Source organism: Corallococcus aberystwythensis (assembly GCF_003612165.1).
GTDB classification, from domain to species: Bacteria; Myxococcota; Myxococcia; order Myxococcales; family Myxococcaceae; genus Corallococcus; species Corallococcus aberystwythensis.
This window is the reverse complement of record NZ_RAWK01000004.1, coordinates 62,484-85,062: the sequence shown is the minus strand read 5'-3', so window position 1 is coordinate 85,062 and position 22,579 is coordinate 62,484. Positions and strand designations below refer to the sequence as shown.

The following is a 22,579-nucleotide window of genomic DNA, read 5'->3' as shown; positions in this document are numbered from 1 at the left end:
CCCCTGCCCTGCCCTCGTCCGCGGACGCCAGCGCCGCGCCCCGGATGGAGGCCCCGGCCGCGCCTGCCCTGGAGATGGTGACGGATGCCGCGCTGGGGCTGAACACCGACGAGCCGCCCCGGACGGGGCCCGTCATCGGCATCGACCTGGGGACGACGAACTCGTGCGCCGCGTTCGTGCGCGGCGCGAAGCCCGGGGTGCTGCCCAGCCGCGAGGGCCACAACACGGTGCCCTCCATCCTCGCGTTCAACCAGCGAGGCAAGCTGGTGGTGGGCCACCCCGCGAAGGGGCAGATGCTCACCAACCCGCGCCAGACGGTGTACGGCGCCAAGCGGCTGGTGGGCCGGCCCTACGCGTCGCCCATCGTGGGGCAGATAAAAGGCCGCTTCCACTACGAGATCGCCGCGGGCCAGGCCGGTGAGGCGGCGGTGCGCCTGGGCGACCGCATCTATTCGCTCCAGCAGATCTCCGCGCTGATCCTGCGGGAAGTGCGCGAGGTGGCGCAGAACCAGCTGGGCCAGCTCATCTCGCGGGCGGTCATCACGGTGCCCGCCTACTACAACGACAACCAGCGGCACGCGGTGCGCGAGGCGGGCAAGCTCGCCGGGCTGTACGTGGAGCGCATCCTCAACGAGCCCACGGCGGCGGCGCTGGCGTACGGCTACGGCAAGAAGCTCAACCAGCGCGTGCTGGTGTACGACCTGGGCGGCGGCACGTTCGACGCGTCGGTGCTGGAGCTGCACGACACCGTCTACGAAGTGATTTCAACGGGCGGCGACACGTTCCTGGGCGGTATCGACTTCGACAACGCCATCGTGGAGTACCTCCTGGAGGAGTTCCAGCGGCAGACGGGCCGCGCCTTCCAGGGGGACCGGGTGGCCCTGCAGCGAATCAACGACGCGGCGGAGCGGGCCAAGTGCGCCCTCTCTGAACGGTCGGAGATGCGCGTGCACGTGGCCTTCATCACGATGATCGACAACAAGCCGTACGACCTGGACGTCACGCTCACTCGGCAGAAGTTGATCGCCCTCACGGAGGGACTGGTGGACCGCACGGTCCAGGTCTGTGAGGAAGTGCTCCAGGCCAAGGGGCTGAAGCCGCAGGACATCGACGAAGTGATTCTCGTGGGTGGGCAGAGCCGCTTCCCGCTGGTGCACGAGAAGATCACGAAGTTCTTCGGCCGGCCGCCCAGCAAGGGAGTGCACCCGGACGAGGCCGTGGCGCTGGGCGCGGCGCTGCTGGCGCACAGCCTGGGGCAGCTGGAAGGCGTGGTGCTCATCGACGTGCTGCCCATGGCCATTGGCGTGGGGCTGCCGGGTGGGCGCTTCAAGCCGGTGCTGGAGCGCAACGTGTCGCTGCCAGCCGTCAAGAGCTACACGCTCTCCACGCACCGGGACGGGCAGACGGAGCTGGAACTCACGGTGTTCCAGGGCGACTCCGACCGTGCGCAGGACAACGAGTACCTGGGCACGCTGCGGCTCGCGGGCCTGCCGAAGAAGCCTCGCGGCGCGGTGCAGGTGTCGGTGACGTTCGAGGTGAACAACGAGTCGCTGCTCAAGGTGACCGCGAAGGAGGGCACCACGGGGCGCGAGGTGGTCAGCACGTTCACCACCCGGGACACTCCAGAGGTCGTGAAGGCGCGGCTGGCGCAGGAGGAGACCGCGGCGGCGCCGGTGCCTCCGGTCGTGACACCCGGAAATGGGGCTGCGGCGGCGCGCAACGTGGCGGCGTCCGTGCCGGCCGCTCCGGAGGCGGCACCGGATGTGGCTGTCGTGTCCAGGCAGAAAGGTTTCATGGGGTGGTTGAAGGGGCTGTTCGGGCGAGCGTGATGCCGTAGAGGCCTCACCGCGAGTGCCTGCGGGATTCAGCGCGAGGGCTGCTATGAAGTGTCGAAATTTTCGACACATGGACGGCCCCCCCCGTGACCGACCTCCCCCAATGCCTTCCTGGCGTGCTGCAGAAGTTTGTCCAAGGGCCTACGGCCCACGCGCCGCTCTACACATTCCTGGGTGAAGACGGCGAAGAGACCGTCTGGAGCGCGTCGGACCTGGACGTGCGCGCCCGGCGGATCGCTTCGGCGCTGCGTGAGCAGGGCGCGGTGGGCGAACGCGTGCTGCTGCTGTACCCGCCGGGGCTGGACTACATCGCGGGCTTCTTCGGCTGCCTGTACGCGGGAGCGGTGGCGGTGCCCGCGTATCCGCCGGACCCGATGCGGCTGGAGCGCACCCTGCCCCGGCTGCGCGCCATCATCCAGGACGCCAGGGCGACCGTGGTGCTCACCACGTCGGGCATCCTGGGACTGTCGGACTTCGTCTTCGAGCAGGCGCCGGACTTCCGCGCGCTGCACTGGATGGCGACGGACACGCTGCCGGAGGGCGGCGAGCGCGACTGGGTGGCGCCAGAGGGCATGGGCGCGGAGTCGCTGGCGTTCCTTCAGTACACGTCCGGGAGCACGGGCACGCCGAAGGGCGTGATGCTCACGCACGGCAACCTGCTGCACAACCTGTCGCTCATCCACGGTGCCTTCGGGGCACGAGCGGACAGCGTGGGCGTCATCTGGCTGCCGCCGTACCACGACATGGGACTCATCGGCGGCATCCTGGAGCCGCTGTACGGCAGGTTCCCGGTGGCGCTGATGTCACCGATGGCCTTCCTCAAGCGGCCCATGGCGTGGCTGGAGGCGGTGTCGCGCTTCGGAGGCACCATCAGCGGCGGGCCGAACTTCGCGTTCGACTTGTGCGTGAAGAAGAGCACGCCGGAGCAGCGGCGGGCGTTGGACTTGAGCCGGTGGGAGGTGGCCTTCTGCGGCGCGGAGCCGATTCGTCCGGAGACGCTGGAGCGCTTCGTGGAGGCCTTCGGCCCGAGCGGCTTCCGGCGCGAGGCCTTCTACCCCTGCTACGGGCTGGCGGAAGGGACGCTCATCGTCTCCGGAGGCGAGAAGGCAGCGCCGCCGGTGTCGGTGACGCTGTCGGGAGAGGCGCTGGAGCGGCACCGCGCGCAGGAAGTGGGCGCGGCGGAGGCTGGAGCGCGGACGCTGGTGGGGTGTGGCAGGACGCTGGCGGAGCAGCGAATCGCCATCGTGGACCCGGAGACGCTGGAGCGGCGTGCGCCCGGTGAGGTGGGCGAAGTCTGGGTGTCTGGGCCGAGCGTGGCCCAGGGGTACTGGGGCCGGGAGGACGCGACGCGCGAGACGTTCCATGCGCGCATCTCGGGTGAGGACGGCGGGCCGTATCTGCGCACGGGTGACTTGGGCTTCCTGCGGCCGGAGGGAGAGCTCTACGTCACCGGGCGGCGCAAGGACCTCATCATCCTGCGGGGAAGGAACCACTACCCGCAGGACCTGGAGGCGACGGTGGAGGCGGCGCACGCGGCGCTGCGGCCGGGTGGTGGCGCGGTGGTTTCGGTGGAGGTGGAGGGCGAGGAGCGCGCGGTGGTGGTGCAGGAGATTGACGTGCGGCGGCTGGGGGACCTGCGCCAGAAGTTCGAAGTGGCGGACGCGGCGGTAGGGGCCATCCGTCAGCGGCTGGCGGAGTCGCACGAGGTGCAGGCGCACGCGGTGGTGCTGATTGAGCCGGGCAGCCTGCCCAAGACGTCCAGCGGCAAGGTGCAGCGGCATGCGTGCCGCGCGGCCTACCTCGGCGGGACGTTGCAGGAGGTGATGGCGTGGCGGGCGGAGCCGCGAGGTGCTTCGTCCGATGCTCCCCTTCCCTCCGCACCGGGTGGTTCCGTTGAGGCTTCCGGAGCCTCTGCTTCAGCTGCTGCATCCGTCTTGGGCCCCGGCGCGACCGGAGCCATTACCGCGCGGGCCTTCGGCGCATCCGGCCCTTTGGCTTCCTCGGAGCCGTCAGCAAGTCATGAGGCCGGAGCCATTCGCCCATCCGCATCTGGAGCACGCGGGGCGTTGCCTGGTTCCGCGGCCCGCGCCTCCATGGACCCAGCCTCAACGCCGGACGCGGACGCTCTGGTGGCGTGGCTGCGTGACCTCGTGGCCCGGCACGTGCGCATGCTCCGCGAGGACATCGACGTTGATGCCCCGGTCACGCGCTACGGCCTGGACTCACTGGGCGCGGTGGACCTGGCCCACGCGGTGGGCGCGGGCACCGGGCTGACCGTGCCCATGGAGTGGTTGCTCCAGGGACCGAGCATCACGTCCCTGGCACGCAGGCTGGCGTCCCTCCGCGAAACGGCGGGCTCCGCGCCGCAGCGCCGGAGCGTGGGCGGCGACCGCGAGGCTTCCTCCTCGCAGGCCCGGTTGTTCTTCCTGTCCAGGTACGCCCCTGGAGACGTGAGCTACAACCTGCCCGCCGCCGTGCGCCTGGAGGGCGAGCTGGACGTGCCCGCGCTGGAGCGCAGCCTCGCGGCGCTCGCGGCCCGGCATGAAGGACTGCGGACCTCCTTCCGGGAGGCTCCGGGGCAGCCCCGGCAGATCATCTCGGCGGATGCGTCCCTGCCGCTGGCCCGCGTGTCGCTGGAGTCCCTGCCCGCCGAAGCTCGCGAGGCCGAGGCGCTCCGTCTGGCCCACGAAGAGGCCCGTCGCCCGTTCAACCTGGAGCGCGGACCGCTGGTGCGCGCAACGCTCTTCACGCTGGATGCGCGGACCCACGTGCTGGTGCTCGTCATGCACCACGCCGTGTCGGACGCCACCTCCATGGCGGTGCTGGTGCGCGAGGTCTCCGCCCTCTACGCGGCGCTGCGTGACGGCCGCCCGTCGCCCCTTCCCGCCCTGCCCCTCGATTACGCCGACGCCGCCGACTGGCAGCGCGAGTCGCTGGACGGCGCCGCGCTGGAGTCGCGACTGGACTACTGGCGGACGCAGCTCGCCGGTGCCCCCCATCTGCTGGAGCTGGCCACGGACCGGCCACGTCCCGCCCGGCGCGGGTCGGCCGGCGCTCGGGTCCCGGTGGTGCTGGACGTGGGCCTCGCGGCCTCCGTCCGGACGCTGGCGGAGCGTGAAGGCGTCACGCCGTTCATGGTCCTGCTCGCGGCCTTCCAGACCGTGCTCTCCCGCCGCGCGGGCCAGGAGGACGTCAGCGTGGGCACGGCCATCGCGGGCCGTCAGCGCGCGGAGTTCCAGGGGCTCGTTGGCCTCTTCGTCAACTCACTGGTCCTGCGCACGCGGCTGTCGGGCAACCCGTCGTTCCGGGAGCTGCTGGGCCGCGTGCGCCAGACGGCGCTGGGTGCGTACGCGCACCAGGACGTGCCCTTCGAGCGCGTCGTGGAGGCGCTCCGGCCTCCTCGCGAGCTGGGATACACGCCGCTGTTCCAGGTGATGTTCAACCTCCAGGGCGCCCGCGTGGACGCGCCCGTCCTGCCGGGCCTCCAGTCGCGCCTCATGGACGTGCACACCGGCACGTCCATGTTCGACCTCACCCTGTCGCTGGCGGAGTCCCCCCAGGGCTTCGAGGGCTGGCTCGAATACGCCACGGAGTTGTTCGACGCCGGCACCGCGGAGCGGCTGTCCGGCCACTTCCGCGTGCTGCTGGAGGCAGCCATCGCGGCCCCGGAGACGTCCATCCTCCAGCTGCCGTGGATGACCGCCGACGAGCGGGCCCAGGTGCTCACCGCGTGGAATGACTCGGCCGGCGACTACCCCTCCGGCAGCAACATCCCAGCGCAGTTCGCGCTCCAGGCCGCCCGCCATCCGGACGCCATCGCCTTGGAGGACGGGGACGTCCGCCTGACGTACGCGCAGCTGGATGCACGGGCCAATCCGCTCGCGCACTTCCTCCGGGCCCGGGGCGTGGGCCCGGACGTGCCGGTGGCGGTGTGCATGGAGCGCTCCGTGGACTTCGTCGTCACGGTGCTCGCCATCCTCAAGGCGGGCGGCGCCTATGTGCCGCTGGACGCGTCGTACCCCGCGCAGCGGCTGGCCTTGATGATGGAGGACGCCCGGCCCCGGATGCTGCTCACCACGCTCTCGCTGCGTGAGCGGCTGAACGTGCCGGACGCGACGCTGCCCTGCTTCTTCGTGGACGCGCTGGCGCTCGACGACCAGCCCGTCACCGCGCCCGCCCTCACCGTGGGGCCTCGCAACCTGGCCTACGTCATCTTCACCTCCGGCAGCGCCGGGCGCCCCAAGGGCGTGGGCGTCGAGCAGCGCGGCTTGCTGCGCCTCGTGCATGCCCAGCCCTACTCCCGCTTCGGCGCGCGCGACACGGGCCTGCTCTTCTCGCCGCTGTCCTTCGACGGCTCCGTGATGGAGCTGTGGATGATGTTGCTGCATGGCGGCCGGCTCGTCGTCTTCCCCGGCAAGGCTCCCGCCGGGGACATCGACACGCTCGCGCGCGTGGTGGAGCGCCACGCGGTCAGCTTCGTCCACCTGTCGCCGGGGCTCTTCTCGCAGTTGCTGGAGCACCGGCCGGACATCCTCGGGCGGCTGCGCGAGCTGCATGTGGCGGGCGACGTCATCTCCGCCCCGCACGTGCGCCGGGCGGTGGAGACCCTGGGCCGGCCCCTCACCAATGCCTACGGCCCCAGCGAATGCTCCGTGGCCGCCTCGTTCTTCACGGTGGAGCGGCCGGAGCAGGTGGGCGCGTCGGTGCCCATTGGCGGGCCGCTCGCGAACACCACGCTGTACGTGCTGGACGCGCGGCTCCAGCCGGTGCCGGTGGGCGTGCCCGGGGAGCTGTTCCTCGGCGGTGATGGCGTGGCCCGCGGCTACGTGGCGCGGCCGGACCTGACCGCGGAGCGCTTCGTTCCGGATGCCTACGGCACCAGGCCCGGTGCGCGGCTGTACCGCACGGGCGACCGGGTCCGCTGGAGCGCGGACGGGACGCTGGACTTCCTGGGCCGCACGGATCACCAGGTGAAGGTGCGCGGCTTCCGCATCGAGCTTCCGGAGGTGGAGGCCGCCCTGCGCGAGCTGCCCGAGGTGCACGAGGCCGCGGCGGTGGTGCGCGAGGACGCGCCCGGAGACAAGCGGCTCGTCGCCTACGTGATGCCGCGCGCGGGTCAGGTGCTGGAGCCCTCGCGGCTGCGGGAGGCCCTGCGCCGCAAGCTCCCCGACTTCATGGTGCCGTCCGTGTTCGTGGCGCTCCCCCTCCTGCCCCTGAACCCCAGCGGCAAGGTGGACCGCAACGCCCTGCCCGCCCCGGACGCCGACTCCACCGGGCGGCGCGAGCGTTACGTGGCGCCGTCCCCCGGGCTGGAGCAGCAGCTCGCCTCCGCGTGGGCCCGCGAGCTGGGCGCGGACCGGGTGGGCTCGCAGGACCACCTGTTCAATGACCTGGGCGGCACGTCGCTGTCCGTGATGCGGCTCGCCTCGCGCCTGAAGGAGACGCTGGGCCGCGACGTGCCCGTGGTCTGGCTGTTCGAGCACCCCACGGTGGAGTCGCTCGCCCAGCGGCTGGCGCAGGAGACCCTGGCGCCGGGAGCACCCGCGACCGCGTCCACCGCGCCCGGCCATGGCCCGCGCGAGGCGTCGAGGCCCGGCGCGTCCGGCTCCATCGCCATCATCGGCATGGCGGGCCGCTTCCCCGGCGCGCGGACGGTGGATGCGTTCTGGGAGAACCTGCGAGGGGGCGTGGAGTCCATCACCCGCTTCGCGCAGGAGGAACTGGAGCACCTGCCCGCCCTGCCGGAGGGATGGGAGCTGTGGCACCACCCGGCCTTCGTCCCGGCCGCCGGTGTGCTGGAGGACGTGGACCGCTTCGACCACGCCTTCTTCGACATGTCCCTGCGCGAGGCGCAGTTCACGGATCCGCAGCAGCGGCTGTTCCTCCAGACGGCGTGGGCCGCGCTGGAGGACGCGGGCGTGGATCCGGAAGTGTTCCCCGGCGCCATCTCGCTGTACGCGGGCGCCGCGTCCTCCGGGTACGCGGAGGCGGCGCGGCAGGCGATGTCGCTGGACGCCGCGTCCTTCCTGGAGCTGCACGGCACCGCCACGCACGAGAGCCTGGCGACGAAGGCGTCCTTCAAGCTGGGCCTCACGGGTGAGAGCACGCTGCTCTACACCGCGTGCTCCACGGGCCTGGTGGCCGTCCACATGGCCTGTCAGAGCCTGCGGACGGGCCAGTCCGACGTGTCGCTCGCGGGGGCCACGCGGCTGGCGGTGCCGCAGCGCACGGGCTACGTGGCGCAGGAAGGGCTCATCTTCTCCCCGGACGGGCACTGCCGTGCGTTCGACGCGCGGGCCCAGGGGACGCTGCCCGGCAACGGCGTGGGCGCGGTGGTGCTCAAGCGCCTGGAGGACGCGGTGCGGGATGGGGATGCCATCTACGCCGTCATCCGGGGCTCCGCGCTGAACAACGACGGCGGGCACAAGACCGGCTTCACCGCGCCCAGCGTGCAGGGGCAGGCCGCGGTGGTGACCCAGGCCCTGGTGAACGCGGGCGTGCCTCCGGAGGCCGTGGGCTACGTGGAGGCCCATGGCACCGCGACGCCGCTGGGCGACCCGATTGAAGTGGCGGCACTGACGCGTGCGTACGGCCTGGGCGCGGAGCACCGGAGCCGCATCGCGCTGGCGTCGCTGAAGACCAACGTGGGCCACCTGGACACGGTGGCGGGGCTCGCGGGCCTGATGAAGGCCGCGCTGTCGCTGCACCACGGGGAGATTCCTCCCAGCCTCCACTTCGAGCAGTCCAATCCGCAGATCGACTTCGACGCGGGCCCGTTCTTCGTCAACACCACCTTGCGGTCGTGGCCCCGGAGCGAGACGCCCCGCTTCGCCGCGGTCAGCTCCTTTGGCATTGGTGGCACCAATGCCCACGCCATCCTCGAGGAAGCACCCATGCGGCAGAGTGGATCCACCACGCGGTCCCACCAGCTCGTCGTGCTGTCCGCGCGCTCGCCAGAGGCGCTGGAGGCGGCGGCGCGGCAGTTGGAGGCGCGCGGCATCGGGGACGCGGCGCTGGCGGACCTGGCGTTCACGCAGGCCGTGGGCCGCAGGGGGTTCGAATACCGCCGCGCGCTGGTGGTGAAGGACGCGGAGGAGCTGTCGCGGCAGCTCCAGTCGCCGGTGACGGCGGTGAAGCGCTCGGCCAGGGCGCCGCGCGTGGCGTTCGTGTTCTCCGGTCAGGGGTCGCAGCGGCTGGCCATGGGGCGTGAGCTTTCGGAGGCGTCGCCCTTGTTCCGCGCGCACCTGGACGCGTGCCTCGCGCTGATGGACGCGACGTTGCGCGCGAAGGTGTCGGCGGTGCTCGCGCCCGGGGCGGAGGACCCGGTGGACCTCGCGGACACGCGTGTGGCGTTGCCCGCGTTGTTCAGCGTGCAGGTGGCGCTGGCGCGGATGTGGCGGGACCTGGGCGTGACGCCGTACGCGGTGGTGGGGCACAGCTTCGGCGAGTACGCGGCGGCGTGCATCGCGGGGGCGCTCCCGGTCGAGGACGGGATGCGCCTCGCGGTGGCGCGCGGTGAGCTGATGCACCGCATGCCGCCGGGCGCGATGCTCGCGGTGGCCCTGCCCGTGGACCAGGTCCGGCCGTTGCTGTCGGGCCGGCTGTCGGTGGCGGCCATCAACGCGCCGGACCGGTGCGTGGTGTCCGGCCCGGTGGACGAGGTGGAGCGCCTGGAGGCCGGGCTGAAGGAACGCCATCAGGCGGGCGTCGTGCGGATGCCCGCGCCGCATGCGTTCCATTCCGCGGACGTGGAGCCGTTGATGCCGGAGCTGGCGCGCGTGGTGGACACGCTGCGCTGGACGGAGCCGGCGGTGCGGTACGTGTCCAGCCTCACGGGGACGCTGGCCGGGCCGGGGCAGCTGTCCGCGCCGGACTACTGGACGGAGCAGATGCGCCAGCCGGTGCGCTTCACCCGCGCGGTGGAGACGCTCCAGGCGGAGGGCTGCACGGTGCTGCTGGAGGTGGGACCGGGACAGGACGTGACGCCCCTGGTGCGCGCGAACCTGGCCCGGCAGGACGGCGGCTCCCCTGCCCGCGCGCTGGCGTCACTGCGGGTGGGCGGGAAGACGACGGAGCAGCTGGGCTGGCTCCAGGCCGTGGGCGAGCTGTGGGGCGCAGGGGTGGCGGTGAAGTGGAGCGCGTTCTACGCGCACGAGCAGCGCCTGCGGCTGCACCTGCCCACGTATGCGTTCCAGGAGAAGACGGTCTGGGTGCAGCCAAGAGCGCGCGCCACGACGTCCCCGTTCGCGCCTCCGGTGGGGAACCTCGTCCGGGCGCCTCAGGCTCCAGTCGTGGCTCCGGTCGTGGCTGCGGCGGCGCTCGTGGAGCGTGCGCCCGAAGTGGCGCCCGGGACGGACTCCCTGGCCCTGGTCACGGCGTCGGTCCGCGCACCCCAGGCCGTGGCCGCGATGAAGGCCACGGCTCCGGTGCACGGTTCGCGTCCGGGGACCGGAGCGTCCTCGGACGGGTGGGCCGCGCCCGTCCCGTCCGCCGAGGCCGTGCCCGCCGCCGCGCCTCCGCCGGGCCGCGCGGACGCGCCTCAAGGGGACATCGAGGAGCGCGTGGCCGCGCTGTGGCGCGACCGTCTGGGCCTGGAGTTCGTGGGCCGCCATGACGACTTCCTGGAGCTGGGCGGCAACTCGCTGACGGCCGCCCAGCTGCTCAACCAGCTCCGCGACGCGTTCGGCGTGAACCTGCCCCTGGCCGCCCTCTTCGAGGCCCCCACCGTCGCCGGCATCGCCGGACGCCTGGAGCCCCTGCTGCTCCAGGCGCCCCAGGCCCCTGTCTCCCTGGAGCTTCCGCTGGTGCCCCTGCCCCGCGACGGCGAGCTGCCGCTGTCGTTCGTGCAGGAGCGCGTCTGGCGCCTGGAGCAGCACCTGCCCGGCCTGTCCGCGTACAACCTCCCGTTCGTCCTGCGGCTCGAAGGAGACCTGGACGCGGAGGTGATGGAGCGCGGCATCCAGGAGGTCGTCCAGCGCCACGAGGCCCTGCGCACGACCTACGACACCGTGGACGGCCGCCCCGTGCAGCGCTTCCACCCGCGCATGCACGTGCCCCTCACCCGCGTGGAGCTGCGCGGCCCGCTGGAGACGCGGGAACCGGAGGCGCTGCGACTCGCCCGCGAGGACGCCTCCCGGCCGTTCGACCTGGTCCAGGGCCCCGTCCTGCGCACCACCCTCATCCGCCTGGACACGAAGCTGCACCTGCTGGTGGCCAGCATCCACCACATCATCAGCGACACGATGTCCATCGCCCTCTTCGTCCAGGAGCTGGGGCGGCTCTACGACGCCTTCGTCCAGGGCCGTCCCTCGCCGCTGGCGCCGCTGAAGCTCCAGTACGCGGACTTCGGCGCGTGGCAGCGCCGGAGCGTGGGCAACGGCCACCTGGCCGAACAGGACCAGGGCTGGCGGCAGCGGCTGGCCGGCATGCCGCGACGGTTGGACCTGCCCACCGACCGGCCCCGCTCCAGCGAGCCCCTCATCTCCTCCTCGCGCATGACGTTGGACTTCCCGCCCGCGCTCGCCCGCGAGCTGGTGGCCTTCACCCGCCGCGAGGGCTTCACCGGCTACATGACGGTGCTCGCCGCGTGGCAGACGCTGCTGCACCGCTACTCCGGACAGACGGACGTCGTCGTCGGCACGCCCATCGCCAACCGCACCCGTCCGGAGCTGATGCCCCTCATCGGCTACGTGGCGCACTCGGCGGCGTTCCGCACGCGCTTCACCGAGGGCCTCACGTTCCGTGAGCTGCTGGCCCAGGTGCGCGGCGAGGTCGCCGACGCGCAGACGCGGCCCGACGTGCCCTTCGAATACCTGGTGGAGGCGCTCATCCCGGGCCATGACATCGGCCGGGGACGCATGACGGACTCCGTGTTCGTCTACCACACGGGCGCGAGCTCCTCGGAGACCCTGGAGCTCATCGGCGTGCGCGGCACGCTGGTGGAGGTGCCGGGCACGCCCGTGCAGTGGGGCTCCACCCTGAGCGCCCTCACCCTCGTTCTCTTCGAGTCCCCCAGCCGCGTCCACGGCGCGCTGGAGTACGCGGCGGACCTGTTCGACGCCGCCACCACGGCGCGGCTCGTGGAGCACTTCCAGGTGCTGCTGGCCGCCGCGCTCGCGAACCCCGACACGCAGGTGGCGCACCTGCCGCTCGCGACCGATGACGAGCGCCGCGCGTGGCCCACGCCTCGCACCCCGCCGGGGCTTGTCCCCGTGCCCGCGCTGCTCGCGGAGCGGCGCGCGCGTCAGGCTGACGCCACCGCCCTGTCCCAGGGGGAGACGCACTGGACCTGGGGCGAGCTGGGCGCTCGCGCGGACGCCCTGGCCTCGCGGCTGAAGGCCCTGGGCGTGAAGGCCGGGACGCCGGTGGCCGTGTGCCTGCGCACGTCGCCGGAGAAGCTGGCCGCGCTGTGGGGCGTGCTGGGCGCCGGGGGCGCGTGCGTCGCCCTGGGCCCGTCAGAGCTGGGGCACCTGCCCGTGTACGCGCCCGAAGGCGCCCCGGTGCCGGTGCTCGTCACCACCCGCGCGCTGACGGCCTCCGTGCGCGTGGACGCGTCGCGCGTCGTCTACGTGGAGGACGTGCTGGCTTCGGGCGCGGCCCCCGGCACCACCGCCGGGAACGGTCCGGTTTCGCTCATCGCCGCCGTCGCGAACGCGCGGGCTTCAGGCACGGCCCTCGCCACCGCCGCGAACGCGCAGGCTGCGAGCACGGCCACCGCCGCGAACGTGGAGCCGCACGCCCTGGCGTGGCTGCTGCCCACGGGCCGGGGCCAGCCCGCGTGGGCCCTGGGCCACCGCGAGCTGTCTGAGTTCTTCACCGGCCTGGACGCGCGGCTGTCGCCCCCGGATGGCGGCGCGTGGCTGTCCGCGAGCGAGCCGTCCTCCGACCGTCCGGAGCTGGAGGCCCTGTGGGCGCTCACTCGCGGCCTGCGCGTCGTGTTCCCGCCGGAGCAGGTCACCGCGCGGCTGGTGAGCCTGGGCGGTGGCGGCCCTCGCGCGAAGGCCATGGACGTGAGCCTCATCTACTTCGCCAACGACGAGGACTCGCTCTCCGGACCGAAGTACGAACTGCTGCTGGAGGGCGCGAAGTTCGCGGACGCCAACGGCTTCTCCGCGGTGTGGACGCCGGAGCGGCACTTCCACTCCTTCGGCGGCCTGTACCCGCAGCCGGCGGTGGTGGCGGCGGGCCTGGCCACGGTCACGAAGCACCTGCGCCTGCGCTCCGGCAGCGTGGTGCTGCCGCTGCATGATCCGCTGCTCATCGCGGAGCAGTGGTCCGTGGTGGACAACCTGTCGCAGGGCCGCGTGGGCCTGTCCGTGGCCACGGGCTGGCACACGCAGGACTTCACCTTCGCGCCGGGCAACTACGAGAAGCGGCGCGACATCCTCCTGGAGAAGCTGTCCACGCTGCGCGCGCTGTGGCGCGGCGAGCGCTTCAAGCGCCCCGCGGGCGCCGGCAGCACGGCGGAGGTCGGCCTGCGCCCGAAGCCCGTGCAGAAGGAGCTGCCGGTGTGGCTCACCGCCACGGGCAACCCGGAGACCTTCCGCATGGCGGGCGAGCTGGGCGCGGGCGTGCTCACGGGCCTGCTGTCGCACTCGCTGGAGGAGCTGAAGCAGAAGGTGGCGCTCTACCGCGACGCGTGGCGCCGCAACGGCCACCCGGGCCGGGGCCACATCACCTGCATGCTGCACACGTACCTGGGCGACGACGAGCAGGAGGTGCTGCGCACGGTGCGTCAGCCGCTGCTCGGCTACTTCCGCAGCTCGGTGGACATCAGCACGTCGCTGCTCCAGGCGCAGGGCATCAGCGACGTCCAGAAGCTGACCCCGGACGACATCAACGCGGTGCTGGAGCGCACCTTCGAGAACCACGCGAAGAACACCGGCCTGCTGGGCACGGTGGACAGCGCGATGCGGCGGCTGCGCGACGTGCGCGCGGCGGACGTGGACGAGGTGGCGGCGCTCATCGACTTCGGCCTGGACACCCCGGTGGTGCTGGAGGGCCTGCGCCGGCTCGCGACGGTGCGCGAGCGCCTGGACGCGGAGGCCACCGCCCGCCAGGAGCAGGTGCTGGTGGAGGCCGAGGCGGGCGTGGAGGGCCTGCTGGAGCTGGCGCGCCAGTCCGGCGCGGTGCTGCTGCATACGTCGGCGCGGCTGGCGCGTTCGCTCAGCGAGCTGCCCGGCGCGCGCGAGTCGCTGTCCCGCGTGGGCGCCCTGGTGCTGGAGGGCGCGTCGGTGGAGTTGGGCTCGGCGCTGCACCGGGCCGCGGGCGTGGAGGTGTGGCTGTCCGGTGACGCCCAGGAGGGCGCGCTCCTGCCGCGCACGCTGGCGGAGCGCATCCCCGCCAACCTCCAGGCCTGGGTGCTGGACGCGGCCGGTCAGCCCGTCCCCGCGGGCGTGGTGGGTGAGCTGGCCCTGGCCGGTGCGGGGCTCCCCTCCGCCCTGTGGCGCGCGGGGGAGGAAGAGCAGCGCCGCCTGGTGCCGCATCCCCGCGAGGCCTCCGCGAAGCTGTTCCGCACCGGCCGTCACGCCCGCCTGCGCGGGGACGGCCGGCTGGAGCCGGTGGCCTCGCCGTCGCGGCTCCCCCCTCCGCCCGTGGCGCATCCCGCCGTGGAGGCCCCGCGCCCCGTGGGGCCCGCCGCCGCTCCGGCGAAGGTGCACGTGGGCCCGCCGCCCATCCCGCGCGTGGACCGCGGCCGGCCGCTGCCCCTGTCCTTCGCGCAGCAGCGCCTCTGGTACCTCCAGCAATTGGAGCCCACGAGCAGCGCGTACAACAACCCGGCCATCTTCCGGCTCACGGGCGAGCTGGACGGGGACGCGCTCCAGCGCGCGCTGGACGCGATGGTGATCCGCCACGAGGTGCTGCGCACCACCTACGCCCTGGACGGGGACCACGCGGTGCAGGTCATCCACCCGCCCCGGGGGCTGCCGCTCCAGCACTGGGACGTGCCCGGTGACACGCCGGAGGCGCGCGAAGCAGCGATGCGCCACTTCTTCCAGGAGGCCGTGCGCCAGCCGTTCGACCTGGAGAAGGAGGTGGTGCGCGGGGCGCTGTTGCGCATGGGCGCGCGGGAGCACGTGCTGCTCGTCACCTTCCACCACGCGGTGTCCGACGCGTGGTGCACCGTGGTCATCGCGCATGAGCTGACGGAGAACTACACCGCGTTCCGCGCGGGCCAGCCGTCGCCCTTGCCGGAGCTGCCGGTGCAGTACGCGGACTACGCCGTGTGGCAGCGCGCCTGGCTGGAAGGCGGCGAGATGGAGAAGCAGGTGGCCTGGTGGAAGGACCACCTGACCGGCGCGCCTCCACTGGAGCTGCCCACGGACCGGCCGCGTCCGGCGGTCATGTCCTCCGCGGGCGCGCGGTACACGTTCCTCCTGCCGTCGGAGCTGTCCGCGCCGCTGCTCGCGCTGGGCCGCAAGCACGGCGCCACGTCGTTCATGGTGCTGATGGCGCTCTACCAGACGGTGCTGTCGCGCTACTCCGGCCAGGAGGACTTCGTGGTGGGCACGCCCATCGCGGGCCGCACGCGGCCGGAGCTCGAACGGCTGATGGGGTGCTTCATCAACACCCTGCCCTTCCGCTCGCGGCTGTCCGGCATGCCGTCCTTCGTGGAGCTCCTGGGCCGCGTGCGCACGCAGGCCCTGGAGGCCTACGCGCACCAGGACGCCCCGTTCGAGCGCGTGCTGGACGCGATGGACCTTCCGCGCGACCTGAGCCGCACCCCGCTGTTCCAGGCGAGCATCAACCTGGTGAACACGCCGGATGCCAAGGCCCGTCCGGCGGGGCTGGAGCTGACGCCGGTGGAGGTGCCGACCGGTACGTCCAAGTTCGACCTGGGCATGGAGGTGGTGGAGGGCCGCGCGGGCTTCAGCTGCAGCATGGAGTACGCCACCGCCCTCTTCGACGAGGCCACGATGGAGCGTCTGGCCGGGCACATGGTGACCCTGGCGCGCGAGGTGGTGGCCCATCCCCGGACGCCCGTCGCCCTGCTGCCCCTGATGGACGCGGCGGAGCGCCAGCGGGTGCTGGTGGAGTGGAACGACACCTTCCAGGACCTCCCGCGCGACGCCGTCCTGCCGGACCTCTTCGCCCGTCAGGCCGCGCAGCGGCCGGACGCGGTGGCGGTGGAGTTCGGGGACCAGCACCTGACGTACGCGCAGCTGGACGCGCGCACGAACCAGTGGGCGCACCTGCTGCGGGAGCGCGGCGTGGGGCCGGACGCCCTGGTGGCGGTGTGCCTGGAGCGCTCCCTGGAGCTCATCGTCTCCCTGCTCGCCATCCTCAAGGCGGGGGGCGCGTACGTGCCGCTGGACCCCAGCTACCCGGCGCCGCGCCTGGCCGCGATGCTGGAGGACGCGCCCGCGAAGTGGGTGCTCACCACGCGGGCGATGCGCGCGGCGGTGCCGCTGCCGGCGGGGATTGAGTCCGTCTTCGTGGAGGAGCTCAGCGCCGCGGACCTTCCCGTGACGCCCGTCGTGTCTGGGGTGCGCTCGCGCCACCTGGCCTACGTGGACTTCACGTCCGGCAGCACCGGGCGTCCCAAGGGCGTCGCGGTGGAGCACCGCGCGGTGATGCGCCTCTTGCACCACCCGGCCTTCGTGGACCTGAGCACGAACCAGACGTTCCTCCACCTCGCGCCCATCTCCTTCGACCCGGCGACGCTCGAAATCTGGGGACCGCTCAGCCACGGCGGGCGGCTGGTGGTGTTCCCGCCCACGTCGCCGTCGGACCTGGAGGTGCTGGCGCAGGTCATCCAGCGCCACGGCGTCACTTCGATGATGCTCACGGCGGGCCTCTTCACCCAGGTGGTGGACCTGAAGCCGGACGCGCTGCGGGGCGTGCGCAAGCTCATGTCGGGCGGCGACGTCATCTCTCCCGTGCACTCGCGCAAGCTGCTGGAGGCGCATCCGGGCCTCGTGTTCCTCGCCTGCTACGGCCCCACCGAGGCGACGGTCATCGCCTCCGCGCACGAGATGTCGGACCCCGCGCGCGTGGAGACCCCCGTGCCCCTGGGCCGCCCCATCACGTGCACGGACCTGTACGTCCTGGACGCGCACGGGCAGCCGGTGCCTCCGGGTGTCCCCGGCGAGCTGTTCATCGGCGGTGACGGCCTGGCGCGCGGGTACATCTCCCGGCCGGACCTCACCGCGGAGCGCTTCGTCCCCCACCCCTTCGCCTCGCGGCCCGGTGAGCGCCTCTACCGCACGGGCGACCTGGCGCGCTGGCGGCCGGACGGGGTGCTGGACTTCCTGGGCCGCGGCGATCACCAGGTGAAGGTGCGCGGCTTCCGCGTGGAGCTGGCGGAGGTGGAGTCCGCCCTGTCCGCGCATCCGGAGGTGCGCGAGGCCGTGGCGGTGGTGCGCGAGGACGCGCCCGGCGACAAGCGGCTCGTGGCCTACGTCGTCCCCGAGTCCGTCCCCGAGCCGGAGGTGTTGCGCGCCTTCATGCGCCAGCGGGTGCCGGACTACATGCTGCCGTCGGTGTTCGTCCCAATGGAGTCCCTGCCGCTGACGCCCCAGGGCAAGGTGGACCGCAGGGCCCTGCCCGCGCCCACGGGCCAGCGCGCCTCGCGCCGCGAGTTCGTCGCGCCGCGCACGCCGCGGGAACAGGCGCTGGCGCAGGTGCTGGCGCAGGTGCTGCGCGTGGATCGCGTGGGCCTGGACGACAACTTCTTCGAGCTGGGCGGCGACTCCATCATCAGCCTCCAGGTGGTGGCCCGGGCGCGGCAGGCCGGCGTGCGGTTGCAGGTGAAGGACCTGTTCCAGCACCCCACCCTGGGCGCGCTGGCGGCGGTCGCCCGCGACGGTGAGGCCTCCCTCGCGGAGCAGGGCCCGGTGGTGGGCGAGGTGCCCCTCACTCCCATCCAGGTGGACCTGTTCGAGCGTGAGCCGACGTACCCGCACCACTTCAACCACGCCCTGCTGCTCAAGGCCCGTCAGCCCCTGAAGGCCGGCCTGATCCAGCAGGCGCTCCAGGCGCTCGTCACCCACCACGACGCCCTGCGCCTGCGCTACGTGCACGCCGGGGACGGCGCGTGGCGCCAGGAGGGCGTGGCGCCCGGGGACGCGCGCCCCGTGCTCCGCCAGGTGGACCTGTCCATGCTGCCCCCGGAGGCCCGGCCCGCCGCGATGGAGCGGGAGGCCGCGCGCCTCCAGGCGGACTTCGACCTGGCGGCACCGCCGCTGGTGCGCGTGGCGCTGTTCGACTTCGGCCCCGCGGAGCCCCAGCGCCTGCTGCTGATCATCCACCACCTGGTGGTGGACGCGGTGTCGTGGCGCATCCTGGTGGAGGACCTGGAGGCGGCGTACCTCCAGCTCCAGTCCGCCCGCGCCCCGTCGCTGCCCGCGAAGACGACGTCGTTCCAGTCCTGGGCGCGGAGGCTGGAACAGCACGCCCTGTCGGACGCGCTGGGCGCGCAGGAGTCCTTCTGGCAGGAAGCGCTGCGCGGCGACGTGGCCCCGCTGCCCGTGGACGGACCGGGCCCGCACACGTACGCGTCGCGGACCAGCGTCGCCGTGGAGCTGGACGCGGAGGAGACGCGGCGGTTGCTCCAGGAGACGCCCACCGGGTGGCGGGCGCGCATCGACGACGTGCTCCTGACGGCGCTCGCGCGGACGCTGGGCGAATGGACGGGGAAGCCGGACGTCCTCATCGAGCTGGAGGGCCACGGCCGCGAGGAGCTGTTCGCGGACGTGGACGTGTCGCGCACCGTGGGCTGGTTCACGTCCGTGGCACCGGCCCTGCTGCGGGTGCCCTCGGGCGGGTCGCTGGGAGACGGGCTGCGCGCCGTGCGGGACTCGCTGAAGGCGTGGCCCGGGCGGGGCATCGGCTTCAACCTGCTGCGCCACCTGGGGCCTCCGGAGACGCGGGCCCGGCTGGCCGCGCTGCCCAGGGCGCAGGTGTCGTTCAACTACCTGGGCCAGCTGGACGGCACGGCCGCCGCCAGCACCCTCTTCACCCTGAGCGACGAGCCGCTGGGCCCCATCGTGGAGCCCCGGGCCGTGCAGCCGCATGCGCTGGCCGTGGACGGCTCGGTGCTCCAGGGCCGGCTGCGGATGACGTTCGGCTACAGCCACCAGCAGTACCACGAGCCGACGGTGCGGGCGCTGGCGGAGCGCTTCCTCGGGGTGCTGCGCGAGCTCATCGCCCAGCGCCATTCGGAGGACGCGCAGCGGCGCACGCCCGGCGATTTCCCGCTGGCCCGGCTGTCCCAGGCCGCGCTGGACGCGGTGCTCGCGGCGCAGGGCCCCACGGTGGAGGACCTGTTCCCGCTGTCCCCGCTCCAGGAGGGCATGCTCTTCCACGCCCTGAATGATCCGGAGGCGGCCCTCTACTTCGAGCAGGCCGCGTGGTCGAGCCACTCGGACGTGGACATCGCGCTGCTCCAGCGGACGTGGCAGGCGGCCGTGGACCGCAACCCCGTGCTGCGCACCGCGTTCGTGTGGGAGGGCCTGGAGTCCCCGCTCCAGGTGGTGCACTCGCGCGTCACGCTGCCGTTCATCGTGCACGACTGGCGTCACCTGCCAGAAGCGGAGCAGCCGGCCGCGCTGGCGAAGCTCACGGAGGAGGACCGCGCACAGGGCTTCGACGTGTCGCGGGCGCCGCTGTCGCGGATGACGGTGGTGCGCCTGGGGGATGCGCGCTGGCGCTTCCTCTGGAGCCACCACCACCTGCTGATGGACGGCTGGAGCATGGGCCTGTTCTTCCAGGAGGTCTTCGCCCTCTACGACGCCGTGCACGCCGGGACGCCGCCGCCCCCCTCGGGCCGGCCCCCGTTCCGGGACTACATCGCGTGGCTGGACCGCCGCGACCCGGTGGAGGACGAGCGCTTCTGGCGCGAGCAGCTCGCGGGCCTGTCGGCGCCCACGCCCCTGCCCTCGGCGCGGCCCGCGTCCCTGGCGCTGCCCACCACCTCCGCGAAGCGGCCCGATGTGCGGGTGACGCTGCCGGAGGCGGTCACCACCGCGCTGGACGCCTTCGCGCGGCGGCATCAGCTCACGCTCAACACGCTGGCGCAGGCGGCCTGGGCGCTGGTGCTGGCGCGCCACGCTGACAGCCGCGACGTGCTCTTCGGAACGACGCTCGCGGGCCGTCCGCCGGAGCTGCCGGGTTCGGACGCCATGCTGGGCCTGCTCATCACCACGCAGCCGGTGCGCATCACGCTGCCCGGTGACGGCGAGCCGGTGCTGCCGTGGCTCCAGTCCCTCCAGGCGAAGCTGCTGGGCATCCAGCAGCACCAGTACACGCCGCTCGTCACCGCGCACGGCTGGAGCGACATCCCCCGGGGACAGCCGCTGTTCCAGTCGCTGCTCGTCTTCGAGAACTACCCGTTCGACGAATCCGTGCTGCGCCGCTTCACCGCGATGGACCTGCGCGACCTGGAGTTTGGCGACAGCACGAACTACCCGCTGTCCGCCACCGTGGTGCCGCGCAGCGAGCTCCAGTTGCAGCTGATCTACGACGCGAGCCGCTTCGACGTGGACGCCGTGCGGCGCGTGCTGGGCCAGTGGCGGCAGGCGCTGGAGGGGCTGCTCCATCCTGACGCCCGGCTCGCGGATGTGTCGCTGCTGCCCGCCGGAGACCGGGATGCGTTGCTGCGCACCGGCACCGGCGGCGCCATGGACTTCGAGCGCGATGCCACCCTGCATGCGCGCTTCGAAGCGCAGGTGGAGCGGACCCCGGACGCCGACGCCGTGGTGTTCGAGGAGACGACGCTCAGCTACCGGGAGCTCAACGCGCGGGCCAACCAGCTCGCGTGGCACCTGCGCTCCCTGGGCGTGGGCCCGGAGGTGACGGTGGCCCTGTGCCTGGAGCGCTCGGTGGAGGCGATGGTGGCGCTCCTCGCGGTGCTCAAGGCCGGAGGCGCCTTCGTGCCCGTGGACCCGGCGGCCCCGTCGGCGCGCAAGTCGTTCGTCCTCAAGGACTGTGGCGCGTCGGTGCTCGTGACGACGCGAGCCCAGCAAGACGCGTGGAGCCCGGAAGTGCCCCACCTGGTGCGGCTGGATGACGACGAACGGGTCCGACTGTCGGACCAGTTGGCGGACAACCCGCCCCCGGCGGCGGCTTCGGGCAGCCTCGCCTACGTCATCTACACGTCGGGCTCTACCGGTACGCCCAAGGGCGTGATGGTGCAGCACCGCTCGGTCCTCAACTTGCATCAGGCGCTGACGCGCAGCCTCCATGCGGGGCTGCCTTCGGGACAGCGCGTCACCGTCAACGCGCCGCTGCACTTCGATGCGTCCATCGCCCAGGTGGTCCAGCTGCTGGGCGGCCACTGCCTGCACGTCGTCCCGGAGGCCCTGCGGCAGGACCCGGAGGCGATGGTCGCGTGGCTGGAGGGCCAGCGCATCGACGTACTGGACTGCACGCCGTCGCAGCTGCGGCTGATGCTGGCCGCGGGGCTGCTGGAGCGCGCCCACGTGCCCGGAGTCATCTCCGTGGGCGGCGAGGCTCTGGACGAAGGCTCCTGGCGTCAGCTGCGTGCGTCGAACCGAACGCGGGCCTTCAACGAATACGGCCCGACGGAATGCACGGTGAACGCGGCGGACTGGCGCATCCAGGACGCCGAGCAGGAGACGCCCGTCATCGGCCGGCCGCTGGCCAACCTGAACGCCTACGTGCTGGACGCGCACCAGCGGCTGGTGCCCTTCGGCACGCCGGGAGAGCTGTGCCTCTCCGGTGAAGGCGTCACGCGCGGCTACCTGGGCCGGCCGGACCTGACGGCCGAGCGCTTCGTGCCGGATCCGTTCAGCGCGGAGCCGGGAGCACGGCTCTACCGCACGGGGGACAAGGCCCGTTGGCGCGAGGACGGCACGCTGGAGTACCTGGGCCGGTTGGACTTCCAGGTGAAGCTGCGCGGTTACCGCATCGAGCTGGGAGAGATCGAGTCCGCGCTGCGTGCGCACCCGGACATCCGGGACGCGGTGGTGCTGGTGCGCGAGGACCGGCTCATCGCCTGGGTCGCGCCCCAGGTGGACACGGCGCCCCTGCGTCAGCAGCTCCGGCGGACCCTGCCGGAGTACATGGTGCCCGCGACGGTCATCGCGCTGGATGCCCTGCCCCAGACACCCAACGGCAAGGTGGACCGCAACGCCCTGCCCTCTCCGGAGGCCAGCCCGGCCTCCGTGCGCGTCATCGAACCACCCGCGACGCCCACCGAGGCGACGCTGGCCACGCTGTGGAGCGAGGTGCTGCGCGTCCCAGCGGTGGGCCGCCATGACGGCTTCTTCGAGCTGGGCGGCCACTCACTGCTGGCCACGCAGCTGGTGTCGAGGGTTCGCGCACGCTTCGGCATTGAGCTGCCCCTGCGGGCCCTGTTGGAGGGGCCCACGGTGGCGGAGCTGGCTCGGCGTATCGACGCGCTCCAGCAGCCCCAGCAGCAAGCGGCCTCGGCATTGCCCTCGCTGGTCCGCGTGCAGCGGCCGGACGTGCTGCCGTTGTCGTTCGCGCAGCAGCGCATGTGGTTCGCCGAGCAGCTGGGAACCGCGGGCACCGCCTATAGCATCCCGCACCTGCTGGACCTGGACGGCTCGCTGGACGTCATCGTCCTGCTGGCCGCGTTCGACGAACTGGTGCGCCGTCACGAAGCGCTGCGCACCACGTTCCAGTCGCACGAAGGCACGCCGTCGCAGGTCATCCAGCCGCCGTTCCCCATGGCCCTGCGGCACGCGGACCTGTCCGCGCTCCCGACACAAGAGGCTCGGGATGCGGAGGTGTCGCGGCTGGCGAGGGAGGAGTCCTCC

Annotated in this window: 2 protein-coding genes (1 of these 2 running past the window's edge); both read left to right on the top strand. The window is 72.9% G+C overall.

What is annotated here, in order from left to right; genetic code table 11:
* Positions 1-1,829: Hsp70 family protein (locus D7W81_RS01305; RefSeq protein WP_120553471.1), on the top strand; the 1,829-nt coding region annotated here is incomplete at its 5' end.
* A 92-nt stretch (positions 1,830-1,921) separates the two neighbouring features.
* A protein-coding gene (locus D7W81_RS01300) for a non-ribosomal peptide synthase/polyketide synthase (protein ID WP_120553469.1) crosses the window boundary here: on the top strand, positions 1,922-22,579 show its 5' portion. It continues 16,332 nt past the right edge of the window; only the first 20,658 of its 36,990 coding nucleotides appear in the window; its start codon is at positions 1,922-1,924; the stop codon falls past the right edge of the window.